The sequence below is a fragment of the Enterobacter wuhouensis genome (assembly GCF_035835995.1).
Classification (GTDB): domain Bacteria; phylum Pseudomonadota; class Gammaproteobacteria; order Enterobacterales; family Enterobacteriaceae; genus Enterobacter; species Enterobacter wuhouensis.
Map to the genome: position 1 here is coordinate 2,488,204 of NZ_CP142124.1, position 15,933 is coordinate 2,504,136.

General features: G+C 56.2%; 15 protein-coding genes. 10 read left to right on the top strand and 5 right to left on the bottom strand.

Features of this window, described 5'->3' with window-relative positions:
- Positions 1-104: 104 nt before the first annotated feature.
- Entirely contained in the window at positions 105-749 is a 645-nt protein-coding gene (locus VPX56_RS11990; protein ID WP_326466493.1) for a Qnr family pentapeptide repeat protein, read from the bottom strand.
- Positions 750-927: 178 nt separating this feature from the next.
- On the opposite strand from VPX56_RS11990, the gene ppk2 reads away from it, so the two are divergent.
- The 3 genes from ppk2 to VPX56_RS12005 all read left to right on the top strand — a co-directional run bounded on the left by ppk2 (position 928) and on the right by VPX56_RS12005 (position 2,384).
- Positions 928-1,770, top strand: coding sequence for a polyphosphate kinase 2 (ppk2, locus tag VPX56_RS11995; protein ID WP_242673379.1), 843 nt, complete (start codon positions 928-930; stop codon positions 1,768-1,770).
- 102 nt (positions 1,771-1,872) lie between these two features.
- The gene (locus tag VPX56_RS12000) at positions 1,873-2,061 is read left to right on the top strand and encodes a hypothetical protein (protein WP_242673378.1); all 189 of its coding nucleotides are present in this window, start codon (positions 1,873-1,875) and stop codon (positions 2,059-2,061) included.
- Positions 2,061-2,384 carry a CcdB family protein gene (locus VPX56_RS12005; protein WP_131632570.1) on the top strand — a complete coding sequence of 108 codons (324 nt, stop codon included), beginning with the start codon at positions 2,061-2,063 and terminating at the stop codon, positions 2,382-2,384. The genes VPX56_RS12000 and VPX56_RS12005 overlap by 1 nt, the downstream gene beginning before the upstream one ends.
- Before the next feature lie 76 nt (positions 2,385-2,460).
- On the opposite strand, the gene fdnI is transcribed toward VPX56_RS12005, so the two are convergent.
- The 3 genes from fdnI to fdnG are packed head-to-tail and all read right to left on the bottom strand — an operon-like array spanning position 2,461 to position 7,053.
- Positions 2,461-3,117, bottom strand: a complete 657-nt coding sequence (gene fdnI, locus VPX56_RS12010) for a formate dehydrogenase-N subunit gamma (RefSeq protein ID WP_326466501.1) — start codon at positions 3,115-3,117, stop codon at positions 2,461-2,463.
- Positions 3,110-3,994, bottom strand: coding sequence for a formate dehydrogenase subunit beta (gene fdxH / locus VPX56_RS12015; RefSeq protein WP_326466503.1), 885 nt, complete (start codon positions 3,992-3,994; stop codon positions 3,110-3,112). Before fdxH ends, fdnI begins: the two co-directional genes overlap by 8 nt.
- An 11-nt stretch (positions 3,995-4,005) precedes the next feature.
- The gene (gene fdnG, locus VPX56_RS12020) at positions 4,006-7,053 is read right to left on the bottom strand and encodes a formate dehydrogenase-N subunit alpha (protein ID WP_326466505.1); all 3,048 of its coding nucleotides are present in this window, start codon (positions 7,051-7,053) and stop codon (positions 4,006-4,008) included.
- Between the two features lie 368 nt (positions 7,054-7,421).
- Here fdnG and yddG point away from each other — a divergent pair, with 368 nt between their 5' ends.
- Together yddG and VPX56_RS12030 are read left to right on the top strand one after the other, a co-directional pair.
- Complete coding sequence (gene yddG, locus VPX56_RS12025) at positions 7,422-8,300, top strand: aromatic amino acid DMT transporter YddG (protein WP_131632566.1); 879 nt, start codon at positions 7,422-7,424, stop codon at positions 8,298-8,300.
- A 631-nt stretch (positions 8,301-8,931) separates the two neighbouring features.
- Positions 8,932-10,041 (top strand): porin OmpC, encoded by a 1,110-nt coding sequence (locus tag VPX56_RS12030; protein ID WP_131632565.1) that lies wholly within the window; start codon positions 8,932-8,934, stop codon positions 10,039-10,041.
- 47 nt (positions 10,042-10,088) lie between these two features.
- Here the strand turns inward: VPX56_RS12030 and VPX56_RS12035 are convergent, their stop codons facing one another.
- Complete coding sequence (locus VPX56_RS12035) at positions 10,089-11,036, bottom strand: LysR substrate-binding domain-containing protein (protein WP_131632564.1); 948 nt, start codon at positions 11,034-11,036, stop codon at positions 10,089-10,091.
- 170 nt (positions 11,037-11,206) lie between these two features.
- Here VPX56_RS12035 and VPX56_RS12040 point away from each other — a divergent pair, with 170 nt between their 5' ends.
- Genes VPX56_RS12040 through VPX56_RS12060 form a run of 5 tightly spaced genes read left to right on the top strand, consistent with a single transcriptional unit; the run spans position 11,207 to position 15,930 of the window.
- A complete protein-coding gene (locus VPX56_RS12040) occupies positions 11,207-12,157 on the top strand; it encodes a branched-chain amino acid ABC transporter permease (protein WP_131632563.1) in 951 nt (316 codons plus the stop codon).
- A gap of 4 nt (positions 12,158-12,161) precedes the next feature.
- Complete coding sequence (locus VPX56_RS12045) at positions 12,162-13,268, top strand: branched-chain amino acid ABC transporter permease (protein WP_326466509.1); 1,107 nt, start codon at positions 12,162-12,164, stop codon at positions 13,266-13,268.
- Positions 13,265-14,032 carry an ABC transporter ATP-binding protein gene (locus tag VPX56_RS12050; RefSeq protein WP_326466511.1) on the top strand — a complete coding sequence of 256 codons (768 nt, stop codon included), beginning with the start codon at positions 13,265-13,267 and terminating at the stop codon, positions 14,030-14,032. Before VPX56_RS12045 ends, VPX56_RS12050 begins: the two co-directional genes overlap by 4 nt.
- The gene (locus VPX56_RS12055; protein WP_326466513.1) at positions 14,025-14,744 is read left to right on the top strand and encodes an ABC transporter ATP-binding protein; all 720 of its coding nucleotides are present in this window, start codon (positions 14,025-14,027) and stop codon (positions 14,742-14,744) included. The genes VPX56_RS12050 and VPX56_RS12055 overlap by 8 nt, the downstream gene beginning before the upstream one ends.
- 28 nt (positions 14,745-14,772) lie before the next feature.
- Positions 14,773-15,930 carry a branched-chain amino acid ABC transporter substrate-binding protein gene (locus tag VPX56_RS12060; RefSeq protein WP_326466514.1) on the top strand — a complete coding sequence of 386 codons (1,158 nt, stop codon included), beginning with the start codon at positions 14,773-14,775 and terminating at the stop codon, positions 15,928-15,930.
- Positions 15,931-15,933 lie beyond the last annotated feature (3 nt).

Sequence of the window (15,933 nt, forward strand, 5' to 3'; positions counted from 1 at the left end):
AAAAGTTTGCTGCAAGCATTATTGAACAATCTTGTATGGTGAGCCAGTTCAAATCAGCCGTCTGACACGTTAATCCATTATTTCGGAGTGAGTTGTGAATACGGCTAGCCCATCACAAGGATACCGAGGCGCTCCATCATCTGTGCAGCCTGATAGCTGTCCAGCTTGACGCCCTGCAGATCGACTCTACGCACGTCCAAATCGCCCAGTTCAGAGTTGGTAAGATCGCAGTGGGTAAAATTGGCCGCACGCCAGTCAAATGATGAGAACTCGCCCCCGGAAAGATCTGAACCGCTGAATGTTGCACCGAGGATCTGCGCGCCGTTCCAGCGGTTTTCCCACAGCTCACATTTTTCCAGCACCACCTTCGAAAAATTGGCGTAGCTCAGGTTGCTTTTTGTAATGTAAGCGCTGCAAAACCAGGTCCGCGTGGTGATCATGTTCATAAAGCTGGCCCCGCGAAAATCCGCCCCCTGCGCCCTGCATTCACGAATTTCGATCCCTAACGCACTGGCGTGCCTGAAATCGGCCATGGATAAGTCGCAGCTTTTGAAGACGGCATCTTTAAGCTGCGCCCGGCTAAAGTTGCCGCCCTTCTGGCTTTCACGGTCATAGAACTGACAGCCTATAAATTCCGTGCTGGTTAAATCCGTGCCTGAAAAATCGCAGTTGCGAAAGACCGCGTTTTCAATTTTTTCACCGGTAAAGCGGTGGCGACCTATTTTTTCACCCTCAAGAATCAATGCCATTGCAACACCCTGGTTATTTATACAGTATATCGCAACATTCTAACCCGATGCATCAAGAAGGGAAACTGCCTTGTCTGGAACGTACGTCAAAAATTCACGCGAAGGCTGCCTGTCAGAATTACACTTCAACGTGTAAGGTCCGTTCAGCACATCACCCGATCCGGAGATGAGGGTTATTATGGCAAACGCAAAGCAGGACAAAATCAAAACAAAAACCGTGAGCAAAGCCAGCGTCGATAAGGTGGTTAAACCCGCCCTGAAGAACAAAGAGTACGAAAAAGAGCTGCGCCGCCTGCACGTTGAGCTGGTCAAGCTCCAGCAGTGGGTCGTCGCCAAGGGGCTGAAGGTCTGCATTGTTTTTGAAGGTCGCGACGGCGCGGGAAAAGGCGGCACCATCAAGGCCATTACCGAGCGCGTCAGTCCCCGCGTGTTTCGCGTTGTCGCGCTGCCCGCGCCAACCGAAAAGGAAAAAAGCCAGCTCTACTTTCAGCGCTACGTGCCGCATCTGCCCTCTGCGGGTGAAATCGTCATCTTCGACCGCAGCTGGTATAACCGCGCGGGCGTTGAGCGGGTGATGGGGTTCTGCACCGAGGAACAGGTGGAGAAATTTCTGGACGGAACGCCGGTGATGGAAAAAGCCATGGTTGACGCGGGAACCATTCTGCTGAAGTACTGGCTTGAGGTTACGCCAAAAGAGCAGGAGCGCAGGCTGCGGGATCGCATTAACGATGGCCGCAAAACCTGGAAGCTCTCACCGATGGATGTTAAATCCTTCAATATGTGGGATGAATATACCGCCGCCCGCGACGCGATGTTTAAAGCCACCGACACGGCCTGGGCACCGTGGTTTGTCGCGCGTTCTGAGGATAAGAAGCGGGTACGGTTGAATATAATTTCACACCTGCTCTCGCAGATCCCTTATAAAGATCTGCATATAGAAGCGATGGATTTACCGAAGCGTAAAATTGGCAAAGTGAAACCGACTAAATATCCTTTCCGCTATATAGATGAGAAATTCTAAGATTACTGGAAGACGGCTCGCAGAGTTAATATTACCAGAGCAAAGGGTATTGTTTTTTGTTGGCTGCGGTCGATAATGGCCGCACCAACAAAGGAGATATTGATGAAACACACAGCAGACCACACGCCCTCCCGACGTATCAAACCAACAGCACCGCCGCGCCGCACCGCGTCAGACGTCGTTGCCCCGCGTCAGCCATCGGAAGCGGATCGTTCATTTATTCGAACAATGAATGAGTTTGTGGAAAAACATGGAACCATTACTGACGATGATTTTTTCAGGGTGCTTTAATGCTGCGACAATTTAATATTTACCGTAATACATCGGCAGCTACCCGGGAAAATCTTCCCTACTATATGCTCATTCAGGATGATTGTTATGACGATCTTGCCACGCGCGTAATTGTGCCGCTGGCGAAACACACTACGTTACCGTTATGGCAGAGCCATCTGGCTCCTGGAGTAAATATCGATTTTGAAACGTTTCTAATTTATTCGCCAATGATAACGAACCTTAACAACAGCAAAATTAACCCTAAAGACTTTGTTTGTAATTTACGCAACACACGTCATGACGTTATCGCGGCAATCGATCGTTTATTGACTAACACATGACGCCAGCCGGTCAGGCATTTATCCTGTCTGCGCAAGCGAAGCGCCGCCGGGCAAAGCCGACGGCGCAGGACTCACCTTACTTAATCCCTTCCGTACTCTCTTTTTTCGCTTCCAGACGTTCAACGTCACGGTACCAGCGCGGATGGTGTTTTTGCGCCCAGCGGCGGCTCACCTTCCCTTCAATCATCCCTTTAATCGATCCTTTCACCCAGAAGGCCATATACATATGGATCAGGATGGCGTGGATCAGAATGATGGCGGACGTCGCGTGGATCAGCAGCGCGTAACGAATCACCTGAATCGGAAAGTAGTGCGCAAAATAGGGGCGCCAGATAATCACCCCGGTCACCAGCAGGACAAAGATCATGCTCATGATGGTCCAGAACATCATCTTCTGTCCGGCATTGTACTTGCCCACCTTCGCGACCTTATGCTCGTTCCCTTTCAGGACTTCAACGATCCCTTTCACCCACGGAATATCCTGCTTGTCCGGGATGTTGTGATGCACGAAGCGCACGAACATAAACATCAGCACCACGAAGATCAGCACGCCGAAGAACGGGTGCAGAATACGCCCCATCTGCGGTGTCCCGAAGGTTTCGGTCAGCCACTGCAGCGTCGGGAAGAAGAACGAAATCCCCGATACCGCCACCAGGAAGAAGCAGATCACCACCGTCCAGTGACAGGCGCGGTCGATAAATTTCGTGCGCACAATCATTTTCGACTTACTCATGGTGTTCCTCCTCGTCGTCATCCACCTCTTTGTTTGGCCCGATCCCGATGTAGTGATAAATCAGCCCGGCAAAGGTGGCGATAAAGCCCGCCGCAGAGAGCGGTTTAAGCGCCCCTTTCCACAGGTTAATTGACGTATCAATCGCCGGGTCCTTCGGCAGATTGTGGTAAAGCTCCGGCTGGTCGTTATGGTGCAATACGTACATTACGTGCGTACCGCCCACGCCCTGCGGGTTGTAAATGCCCGCATTCTCGTAGCCGCGCGCTTTTAGCTTGTCCACCCGCTCCTGCGCCACGTCCAGCATCTCTTTCTTGGTGCCGAAGTGGATTGCCCCGGTCGGACAGGTCTTCACGCAGGCAGGTTCCTGCCCCACGCTGACGCGGTCCACGCACAGGGTGCATTTATAGACCCGGTTATCCTCTTTATTGAGGCGCGGGATGTTAAACGGACAGCCCGCGATGCAATATCCGCAGCCGATGCAGTTGTCCTGCTGGAAGTCGACGATCCCGTTGGCGTACTGAATAATCGCACCGGCAGACGGGCACGCCTTCAGGCAGCCCGGATCTTCACAGTGCATACAGCCGTCTTTGCGGATCAGCCACTCCAGCCTGCCGTTCTGGTCGGTTTCGCTAAAGCGCATCACCGTCCAGGACTTGGCGCTCAGGTCCGCCGGGTTGTCGTAGACCCCGACGCAGTGCCCCACCTCGTCGCGGATATCGTTCCACTCCGAGCAGGCCACCTGGCAGGCTTTACAGCCCACGCAGGAGGAGACGTCGATAAGCTTGGCGACCTCTGCCTTATAATCCCGCGCGCGAGGCGCGGGCGTTATCGGGTTGGTCGCGGAGCGTTTGATAATGTCTTGTGTTTCCATCGCCATTTAATCGCTCCTTACGCTTTCTCGATGTTGACCAGAAACGCTTTGTACTCCGGCGTTTGCGAGTTGGAATCGCCGACGTTTGGCGTCAGGGTGTTGGCGATGTAGCCTTTCTGCGCCACGCCCTCGAAGCCCCAGTGCAGCGGAATACCGACGGTTTCCACCTGCTGGCCGTGCACGTTTAGCGACTGCAGACGGCGGGTGACCACGGCAACGGCGCGTATAAAGCCGCGCTTGCTGCTTACCGTCACGCGGTCGCCGTTAGCAATGCCCTTCGCCTTCGCCAGCGTTTCGCTGATCTCTACAAACTGTTCCGGCTGCGCGATGGCGTTAAGCCGCGCGTGCTTGGTCCAGGTGTGGAAATGCTCGGTCAGGCGATAGGTCGTTCCCACGTACGGGAACTTGTCCTTTTTGCCCAGGCGCAGCACATCCTCTTCGTAGATTCGCACCACCGGGCTTGAAACCACGTTCGGGTGCAGCGGGTTAGTCCCCAGCGGCGTTTCCATCGGCTCGTAGTGTTCCGGGAACGGCCCTTCCGCCAGCTTGTCGAGGGCAAACAGACGGCCCAGACCTTCCGGCTGCATGATGAACGGCCCGGTGTTGCTGCCCGGCGCAGCGGTGTTGTAGTCCGGGATGTCGTTACCTGTCCACTTCGCCCCGTTCCACTGGATCAGCATGCGCTTCGGATCCCACGGCTTGCCGTTGATATCTGCCGAGGCGCGGTTGTACAACACACGGCGGTTCAGCGGCCACGCCCATGCCCAGCCCAGCGTATTGCCGAGCCCGGACGGGTCAGCGTTATCGCGGTTGGCCATCTGGTTGCCCTGCTCCGTCCAGCTGCCGGTGTAGATCCAGCAGGACGACGCCGTGGTGCCGTCGTCGCGCAGCAGCGCGAAGCTGTTCAGCAGCTGGCCTTTTTTCGCCACCAGGTTGCCGTTAGCGTCATAAAGATCCGCCAGCGCCACGCCGTTGTTCTCTTTCGCCACCTCTTCAGACTCAGGATGGTCCGGCTGCTTGTAGTCCCAGCCCATCTTCAGCAGCGGCTCCGCGCCCTTGCCGCCTTCGGTACGGTACATTTCCCGCAGGCGATGGTATATCCCGGCGAGGATCTCGCCGTCGTTACGCGCCTCGCCCGGTGCGTCCTGGCCTTTCCAGTGCCACTGCAGCCAACGGCCGGAGTTAGCAATAGACCCGTCCTCTTCCGCAAAGCAGGTGGACGGCAGGCGGAACACTTCGGTCTGAATCGACGCCGGATCGACATCGTTCGATTCGCCGTGGTTCTGCCAGAAGGTAGAGGTTTCGGTCACCAGCGGATCGATAACCACCATATACTTCAGCTTGCTCAGGCTACGAACGACTTTGTTTTTGTCCGGGAAGGAGGCAACCGGGTTGAAGCCCTGGCAGATATAGCCCGTGACGTTGCCCTTATCCATCATGTTGAAATACTTGATGACGTCGTAGGCCTGATCCCACTTCGGCAGCCACTCAAAGCCCCAGTCGTTCTCCTTCTGCGCCGCGTCGCCGTAGAAAGATTTCATCAGGCTGACGTAGAACTTCGGATAGTTGCTCCAGTAGTTCACCTGATCCGGCAGCGTCGCTTTTGGCGTATTCGCCGCCAGATAGGTTTGCAGATCGGCCTGTTTCTCAGACGGCAGCGTCAGGTAGCCCGGCAGGCTGGTCGACAGCAGGCCGAGGTCGGTAAGACCCTGAATGTTGGAGTGACCGCGCAGCGCGTTCACGCCGCCGCCCGCCATCCCCATGTTGCCGAGCAGCAGCTGGATCATCGCCATGGTGCGGATGTTCTGCGCGCCGACGGTATGCTGCGTCCAGCCCAGCGCGTACAGGAACGTCGTGGTTCTGTTTGCGGCACTGGTTGAGGCCAGCACTTCACACACCTTCAGGAAGTCGGCCTTCGGCGTGCCGCAGATGTTCTCCACCACGTCAGGCGTATAGCGGGATACGTGCTCTTTCAGCAGGTTCCACACGCAGCGCGGGTGCGTCAGCGTTTCGTCACGCATCGCGTGGCCGTTTTCATCGAACTGATAGTTCCAGGAAGACTTGTCGTACTGGCGTTTTTCAGCGTCATAGCCGCTAAACAGCCCGTCATCGAAGGTAAAATCATCCCGCACCAGCAGGTTCGCGTTGGTGTAGTGCTTAACGTATTCCGCGTTAATTTTGTTGTTTTCGATCAAGTACAACAGCACGCCGGACAGGAACGTAATGTCCGTACCGGAGCGGATTGGCGCATAGATATCGGCCACCGATGCCGTACGCGTAAAGCGCGGATCGACGACGATAACCGTCGCATCGTTGTTATTTTTTGCTTCCATCGCCCAGCGGAAGCCGACAGGGTGTGCTTCAGCGGCGTTACCGCCCATCACCACCACGACGTTAGCGTTTTTAATATCAACCCAGTGGTTGGTCATCGCACCGCGACCAAATGTTGGAGCAAGACTTGCTACCGTTGGTCCGTGTCAAACGCGCGCCTGGTTGTCTACCGCCAGCATGCCGAGGGAGCGCACAAATTTTTGCGTCAGCATGCCGGTTTCATTACTTGCCGCTGATGCACACAGCATCCCGGTGGAAAGCCAGCGGTTAACCGTTACGCCCTGCTCGTTCTTTTCAATAAAGTTGGCGTCGCGGTCGGCTTTCATTAATTTGGCGATTCGGGAGAAGGCGTCATCCCAGGAGATACGCTGCCACTTATCGGAACCCGGCGCGCGGTATTCCGGGTAGCGCAGGCGGTTTTCACTGTGGACGTAGTCCAGCAGGCCCGCCCCTTTCGGGCAAAGCGCGCCGCGGCTCACCGGATGATCCGGGTCCCCTTCAATATGGTAAATCGCTTCTTTGGCGTTCTTCGCGCCATCGCCCAGGCTATACATTAAAAGCCCACAACCTACGGAGCAGTATGTGCAGGTGTTACGGATCTCTTTGGCGCGCAGCAGCTTGAAGTTGCGCGCCTGAGCCAGCGCCATTTTGGGAGCAAATCCCAGCATGGCTGCCGTGGTTCCGGCCATACCGCCCGCGCAGATTTTAAAAAATTGTCTGCGGCTGACGTCCATTGTTGTCCTCGTTTTCGAATAAGAGCCTATCCCAGTAGGCGTAATTGTTGAAGCCAGTTTGGTAGCGGACAGCGCGCAGAAACCGGAGCGTACACGTAGTACGTGAGGATTTCGAGCACTGCCCGCTGCCAAAATGGCGAATGAAATAGCCTAATGGGATAGGCGCTAAGACTTCGGGCCGCAAACTAACATCAAAGTCCCTGATTTTTTTGCGTCAAATCAAGGTCATCTTTTTTCGCCCCCTTAATAGTCACCCCCGCTGAATTTAGCTACCTCTTTATGATTAGCGGACTAACAGAATTATTCGCAGCAGCAACGGAATTAATGCTATAAATTTTTCCTTTGATTTTTATGGCAATGGCAAGGTAATGGACAGAAAAAGAGCAACGCTCATTGGACTGGCGGCAATCCTGTTATGGAGCACGATGGTGGGCCTGATTCGCAGCGTGAGCGAGGGGCTTGGGCCGGTTGGCGGTGCAGCGATGATATACACCGTCAGCGGATTGCTGTGTCTGGTGACGGTAGGATTTCCCGATCTTCGTAAATTTTCGCCACGCTACCTTATTGCGGGCAGCGTGCTGTTTGTCAGTTACGAAATTTGTCTGGCGCTCTCCCTGGGCTATGCCGCCACGCGCTCGCAGGCCATTGAAGTGGGCATGGTGAATTATCTCTGGCCGAGCCTGACGATTGTATTTGCGATTTTGTTTAACGGACAACGATCCAATCTGTGGGTCATACCGGGATTAGCGATTTCTCTGCTGGGAGTTTGTTGGGTATTAGGCGGCGAAAATGGGCTGCACGTTGATGAAATCGTCCGCAACGTCGTCTCCAGCCCGCTGAGCTATGCCCTGGCCTTTGCCGGAGCCTTTATCTGGGCGGCCTACTGCACCGTGACGAGCAAATTTGCCAGAGGGCAAAACGGCATCACGCTCTTCGTATTGCTTACCGCCCTTAGCCTGTGGGTGAAATACGCCCTCAGCGCTCAGCCGGAAATGGTGTTCAGTGTCCCGGTGGTCGTGAAGCTTTTAATGTGCGGCGTTGCGCTCGGATTTGGCTATGCGTCATGGAATGTCGGCATTCTCCACGGCAACGTTACCGTACTGGCTGCGGTCTCCTATTTCACGCCCGTATTATCCGCCGCGCTGGCTGCCGTATTGCTTAGTTCGCCGCTGTCGTTTGCCTTCTGGCAAGGCGCGCTAATGGTATGCGCCGGCTCCCTGCTGTGCTGGTACGCCACCCGAAAATAATTCTTATGTCCGTTGCCGGATTAATTTCAATCCGGCAACATAATTAACATAAATTTAAAATGTGATCGCCCGTCAAAATATTCATCAGAATGTTAGCAAACGCGTTTAGCTTCTGTTTATATTAACCTCCAACCGTAAGCGCCTTTTCATTAATTGACACAAACTGACACCCCTTAGTTATTAATTCACGGCATATACTCACGTCGTATATAGCATTAAATGCAATAGTGTGTTTCTGGATGTTTCAAAAAAAGCGATGCCATTTTGCACAGCAATAAACTCAAGCACCTGTTTATCATGAAGTATTTATATTCCAGCATCGCATTGAAAACTAAAATCCCCAATAGTCCCGACGGGAAATAGCACCTGCTGAAAACTATATTCACCACAACGGTATTGACGCGTAAATAATCGTTATTTGAGTAAAATCTAATCCACCCTTTCCCTTTTACGGCAATTTTTCCGATCGCGATCACACTAATTGAAATTATCGCTAATAATTTGAAACTTATTATTGAAAGAGAGCTACAACATTCTTAAAAATAGCATGCCATTGACGAGCAGCCTCGTTTAGCATTCGTTTAAAAATGGCTCAGGAAATACCTAAAGAAAATTATAAGGATTATTTAAGATGAAACTTAAATTAGTTGCAGTGGCGGTCACTTCCATGCTGGCAGCAGGCGTTGTAAACGCAGCTGAGATTTATAACAAAGACGGTAACAAACTGGATCTGTACGGGAAAGTAACAGGTCTGCACTATTTCTCTGACGATGCTGGCGCTGATGGCGATAAAACCTACATGCGTATCGGCTTCAAGGGCGAGACCCAGGTTAACGACCAGCTGTCCGGCTACGGCCAGTGGGAATACCAGATTCAGGGCAACAAAGACGAAAGCGACAACCAGTCCTGGACTCGTGTGGCGTTTGCCGGTCTGAAGTTTGCGGAAGCAGGCTCATTTGATTACGGTCGTAACTACGGCGTAATTTACGACGTGACCTCCTGGACCGACGTTCTGCCAGAATTCGGCGGCGACACTTACGGTGCAGACAACTTCCTGCAGTCTCGTGCGAACGGCGTTGCAACCTACCGTAACCAGGACTTCTTCGGTCTGGTTGACGGCCTGAACTTCGCTCTGCAGTACCAGGGCAAAAACGGCAGCGTGAGCGGCGAAAACACCAACGGTCGCAGCCTGCTGAACCAGAACGGCGACGGCTACGGCGCTTCCCTGACCTACGATCTGGGTGAAGGCTTCAGCGTGGGTGGTGCAATGTCCTCTTCCCGTCGTACCGCTGACCAGAATGCTGCCGGCGTTTACGGTGAAGGCGATCGCGCCGAAGTGTACAGCGGCGGCGTAAAATACGACGCGAACAACGTGTACCTCGCGGCGCAGTATTCTCAGACCTACAATGCAACCCGCTTCGGTACCTCTAACGGCGACCGCTCAGACATCTACGGTTTTGCAAACAAAGCGCAGAACTTCGAGGTGGTTGCTCAGTACCAGTTCGACTTCGGTCTGCGCCCTTCCATCGCCTATCTGCAGTCTAAAGGCAAAGACATCGAGAACTTCGGTGACCAGGATCTGGTTAAATACGTAGACGTCGGCACGACCTACTATTTTAACAAAAACATGTCCACCTACGTGGATTACAAAATCAACCTGCTCGACGATAACAAGTTTACCCGTCAGGCAGGCATCGGCACCGACAACATCGTGGCACTGGGTCTGACCTACCAGTTCTAAGATTTGCCCGTGCAAAAGCCAGCTGAATAAGCTGGCTTTTTTTTGCCTTACGCGCGCTGCGGCTGCTCGCTGCCGGCCGCCCGTCGTAGCCAGTTCTGCAGCAGCTTCCCATCCTCCGTCATATCCGAATCCGAGCGCACGCAAAGGTAGTAATCGCGCCCGTCATCTATGGGTAAATCGAAGATTTTCACCAGCTCCCCGCTCTCCAGGTACGGCGCAATCAGCGGCTCGCGCATCAGGGCGCAGCCTAAACCCGCCTGAACTCCCGCCAGCGTCAGCAGCCCATCTTCAAACATGGGGCCGCTGCGCCGCGCCGGACGCTTCACCCCCTGCCGGGTAAACCATTGCTGCCAGGTTGAACGCTCCTCGTCGTGCAGCAGCGGCATTTGCAGCAGCTGCTCCGGCGTGTCGATATGCCCGTGGATGCGTAAAAATGCCCGGCTGCACACCGGCACCATCTGCCCGGAAATCAGCTTTTCACTCTGATAGCCTGCCCACTGCCCGTTTCCAAAGCGAATGGACATATCCGAGGCATCGCTCAGGTAGTTGCGGTGGTTGGCGTAGACCACGTTAATTTCCGTCTGCGGATTGGCGCGCATGAAGGCAGGCAGGCGAGGAATAAACCACCCCATGCCAAAGAGCGGGATCAGGCTTATCGTCACCTGCCGCGTTTGCGCCTGCTCCACGAGGTGTTCCGTTGCCTGGCGCAGCACGTTGAACGCGGCGCGGATAGAACGATAGTAATCCCGCCCGTGCTGGCTCAGCGCCAGCCTGCGCCCCTGGCGTTCCGTCAGCGGCATTTGCAGATACCCTTCCAGCACCTTGAGCTGATGGCTCACGGCGGACGGCGAAATATCCAGCTCCTGCGCCGCCAGCGTCACGCTGCCAAGCCGGGCAATGGCCTCAAAGGCGCGGACTGCCCTCAGCGGCGGATCGTTCGCCAGGCGACTTTCTGCGTAAGCTGCAGCACCCTCTGATTGTTCTGTTTTATTCATATATTGATTTCTTTAGGCTTTTGGCTCTCAAACCGCTCCGAATCATCTTCATATAAATCATAAAGATAATGCAATACCGGTTTATCATAAGAAATAATATATGTGTATTTTACAATTTTATTCATTTATTGGATGGTAGCCGCTGAAAAAGTCATTTGCGGGTACGAACGTTGGATACACTCATACAACAATTGATCAACGGCGTGATGCTGGGCAGCATCTACGCGCTGATCGCGCTGGGCTACACCATGGTGTATGGCATTTTGCGCATTATTAACTTTGCTCACGGCGATATTCTGATGGTGGGTGCGCTAACCACGCTCTCGGCCGTCAACGCCCTGAACGGCACTTTTCCGCATATGCCGCTACTGGCACAGCTGGGCTGTGCGCTTCTGGTGGCGACGATCGTCTGCGCGCTGCTGGCCATGGCGGTGGAGCGTTTTGCCTATCGCCGCCTGCGCAATGCGCCACGCCTGGCGCCGCTGATTTCCGGCATTGGCATCTCCGTTCTGCTCCAGACCGTGGCGATGGTCATCTGGACTCGCAACCCTCTGATGTTCCCGCAGATCCTTCCCATGGAGCCGATTGCCGTGACGTCCGGTAGCGCTGAACATCCGCCCGCCATTGTCACCGTCACCGGTATCGTCACCGTCGCGCTGGCGCTCATCGTGATGACCGGACTCTGGCTGCTGGTGGAGTACACCCGACTCGGGCGCGGCATGCGCGCCGTGGCGGAAAATCCGCGCGTCGCCACGCTGATGGGCGTGAATCCGAACGCCATTATTACCCTGACCTTTGCTATTGGCGGCGTTTTTGCGGCGCTGGCAGGCGTAATGATGGCAAGCAACTACGGCAACGCCAGTTTCTCCATGGGCTTTTTACCCGGCATTAAAGCCTTCACCGCCGCCGTGCTGGGCGGGATTGGCAACATTCGCGGCGCGATGATCGGCGGGATCCTGCTCGGCATTATTGAAGCGCTGGGCGCCGGATACCTCGGTGAACTGACTCACGGCGTGTTCGGCAGCAACTATCAGGACGTGTTTGCGTTTATGGTGCTGATTCTGGTGTTGGTTTTCCGTCCGGCGGGCCTGCTGGGCGAGCGCGTCGCGCAGAGGGCATAAAACGATGACGACCCTTCAACTACAGACTCCGGCGACGACGCGTAAATTTTGGTCAGGCATGACCTTGTTCTGCCTCGCCCTGCTGATTGCCCCCGTCGTCGCGACGCAGCTCGGCGGCAACTACTGGGTGCGCGTGATCGACTTCGCCCTGCTCTACATTATGCTGGCGCTAGGGCTAAATATTGTGGTCGGCTACACCGGCCTGCTGGACATGGGCTTTATCGCCTTTTACGCGGTCGGGGCTTACCTGGCGGCTCTGCTTGCCTCGCCGCACCTGCTTGAAACGTTCCCGATCCTTGCCGCCTGGTTCCCTGACGGGCTGCACACGTCCTGGCTGCTGATTATACCCATAGCGGCGCTGGCTGCAGCGGCCTGCGGCATTTTACTCGGCGCGCCGACGCTGAAGCTGCGGGGAGATTATCTGGCCATCGTGACGCTGGGCTTTGGCGAGATCATCCGCATCCTGATGCGCAACCTCGATCGTCCGGTAAACATTACTAACGGCGCAAAAGGCATTACCGGGGTGGATACGCTGAACCTGTTCGGCCTCAAGTTCAGCGGCGTCTACCATTGGTTCGGCTTTAAGGTGCCCGCCCTGTGGCTGTGGTATTACCTGCTGATGCTGTTCATCGTAGCCATTATTTTCGTTTGCCTGCGCCTGCAGCATTCGCGCATTGGTCGCGCGTGGCACGCCATTCGCGAAGATGAAGACGTCGCCCGCGCAATGGGCATCAACGTACGTAACTACAAGCTGCTGGCCTTCGCGATGGGCGCCTCTTTCGGCGGCGTGGCGGGCGCGCTGTTTGGCGCATTCCAGGGCTTTGTCTCACCCGAGTCGTTTACGCTGCAGGAATCTATTGCCGTGCTGGCGATGGTGGTGCTGGGCGGTATGGGGCACATTCCGGGCGTGATCCTCGGCGCGGTGCTTCTCACGGCCCTGCCGGAGCTGCTGCGCAGCCAGGCCGCGCCCGTTCAGCAGGCGCTGTTCGGCACGGTGCTGGTCGATCCGGAAATCTTACGCCAGCTGTTCTACGGCCTGGCGCTGGTGCTGGTCATGCTGGTTCGTCCGTCAGGCATCTGGCCGGTACGCCACAAGGAGGTGAAGGCATGAGCCTGCTAACCGTACGCAATATGTCCAAGCGCTTCGGCGGGCTTACCGCCGTAGATGACGTTTCGCTCACCGTGAATAAAGGTGAAATCTACGGGCTGATCGGCCCCAACGGCGCGGGCAAAACCACCTGCTTTAACCTGATCACCGGGCTGTATCCGGCGGACAGCGGTGAGTTTTCGATTGCCGACAGGCCCTATTACCCGAAACAGATTGAAAAAGTCACCGCCGCCGGGATTGCGCGAACCTTCCAGAACGTGCGCCTCTTTAACGAAATGTCCGTGCTGGAAAACGTGATGGTGGGCCGCCACGTGCGCACCCGCAACGGCCTGTGGGCAGCGCTTAGCCGCCACGGGCGCGCCCGCGAAGAAGAAGCCGAGACGCGCGAGCTGGCGTGGCACTGGCTTGAATACACCGGCATTGCCAAATTCGCCCACTACCGCGCCTGCGACCTGGCCTACGGACATCAGCGCCGTCTCGAAATCGCCCGCGCGCTGGCGACCGATCCGCTCCTGCTGGCGCTGGACGAGCCCGCCGCCGGAATGAACGCCGTGGAGAAAGTCGCGCTTGGCGAGCTGCTTACCCGCATCCGCGATGACGGCAAAACCCTGCTGATGATTGAGCACGACGTTAAGCTGGTGATGGGCATTTGCGATCGCCTGACGGTGCTTGATTACGGCAAAACGCTCGCCAGCGGCACGCCGGAGACCGTGCGCCGCGATCCGGCGGTCATCGCCGCCTGGCTAGGAGGCAATGCCCATGTCTGAATTACTGAAAGTTGAACGTCTGGACGTGCATTACGGCGGCATTCAGGCGGTCCGCGACGTCTCCTTCACCCTGCACGAAGGGGAACAGGCCACGCTGATCGGCGCTAACGGCGCGGGCAAAAGCTCCACCGTGCGCGCCATTACCGGGCTCGAAAGCTTTAGCGGCACGATTGCATTCAACGGCAAAAACGTGCGCAAGCACAGGTCAGAGGCGCTGCTGCGCGACGGGCTGGTAATGGTTCCCGAAGGTCGCGGCATCTTCGCCCGCATGACGGTGCTGGAAAACCTGCAGATGGGGGCATGGCTCAGGCGTGACGCTGTCACCGTTAAGCGCGAGATGAATGCCATTTTCGAGCGCTTCCCGCGCCTGGGAGAGCGCCAGCATCAGCTTGCCGGGCTGCTTTCCGGCGGCGAGCAACAGCTCCTGGCGCTCAACCGCGCCCTGCTCAGCCGCCCGCGCCTGCTGATCCTCGACGAGCCTTCGATGGGCCTTGCCCCGAAGATGGTCGAGAACATTTTTGCCGTTATCGCCGGGCTGCGCGAGCGCGGCGTCGCCCTGCTGCTCATCGAGCAAAACGCCCGACTGGCGCTGGAAGTGACCGATAACGCGTGGGTGATGGACAGCGGCAGCATCGTTCATCAAGGCGCATCGAAGGCAATGCTCGAAGACGACAAGATTGCACAGATTTATTTGGGCGAAATGCCCGTTTAACAACACCAACCAACACCAGGGAATAACAATGAAAACAGTAAAACTCAGCGCGCTCAGCGCCGCACTTCTGCTTAGCGGATTGTCCAGTTCGGCCGCATGGGCTGCCGACAGCGAAACCGTGATTATCGGTCTGGCCGGCCCGCTGACGGGCCCGTCTGCCCGTATCGGTAAAGATCTGGAAAACGGTGCGCAGCTGGCGATTGACGACATCAACAAGCAGCACCCGACCATCGGCGGCAAAGCGGTGACCTTCAAACTGCAGTCAGAAGACGATCAGTCTGACCCGCGCACCGCCGTTGCCGTCGCGCAGCGTCTGGTAGACAGCGGCGTGGCGGGCGTGGTGGGCCACTGGAACACCGGCACCAGCATTCCGGCCGCGCGCGTGTACCACGATGCGGGCATCGCGCAGGTTGCGCCGGTGGCAACCGGTCATGCCTATACCAAACAGGGGTTTGACACCAGCTTCCGCGTGATGGGCCATGACGATGACGGCGGCCAGTTTGCGGGTCAGTACGCGGTCAATACCCTGAAAGCGAAACGCATTGCGGTAATTGACGACCGTACCGCCTTCGGCCAGGGGCTGGCGGACGAATTTATCAAATCGCTGGACGCTCAGGGCGTGAAAATTGTCGACCGTCAGTACGTCGACGACAAAACGGTGGACTTCAGCGCCGTGCTGACCGCCATTCGCAGCAAAAATGCCGACCTGATCTTCTTCGGCGGCGTGGACAGCCAGGCCGCACCGCTGGCGCGCCGCATTAAACAGCTCGGCATGAACGCCACGCTGATGGGCGCAGGCGGGTTTGTCAGCCAGACGTTCCTTCAGCTGGCGCAGAAGGAAGGTGAAGGCGTTGTCGCCCTTGAGCCAGGCCTGCCGGTTGACCAGATGCCGGGCGGTAAAGCGTTCGAGCAGGCGTATCAGTCGCGCTACCACACGCATATTGAGCTACACGCGCCGTTCGCCTACGACGCCACTCGCGTGCTGGTCGCGGCCATGGAAAAAGCCGACTCCGTCGATCCCTCGGAGTATCTGCCTGCCCTTCGCGCCATCAGCTACTCAGGCGTGACCGGACAGATCGCGTTTGATAAAGAAGGCAACCTCAAATCGCCGTCGTTCACCGTCTATAAGGTTGTCGACGGCAAATGGCAGCCGCAGACCGTGCTGGGCGGCGCGAAAGCGAAGTAACCG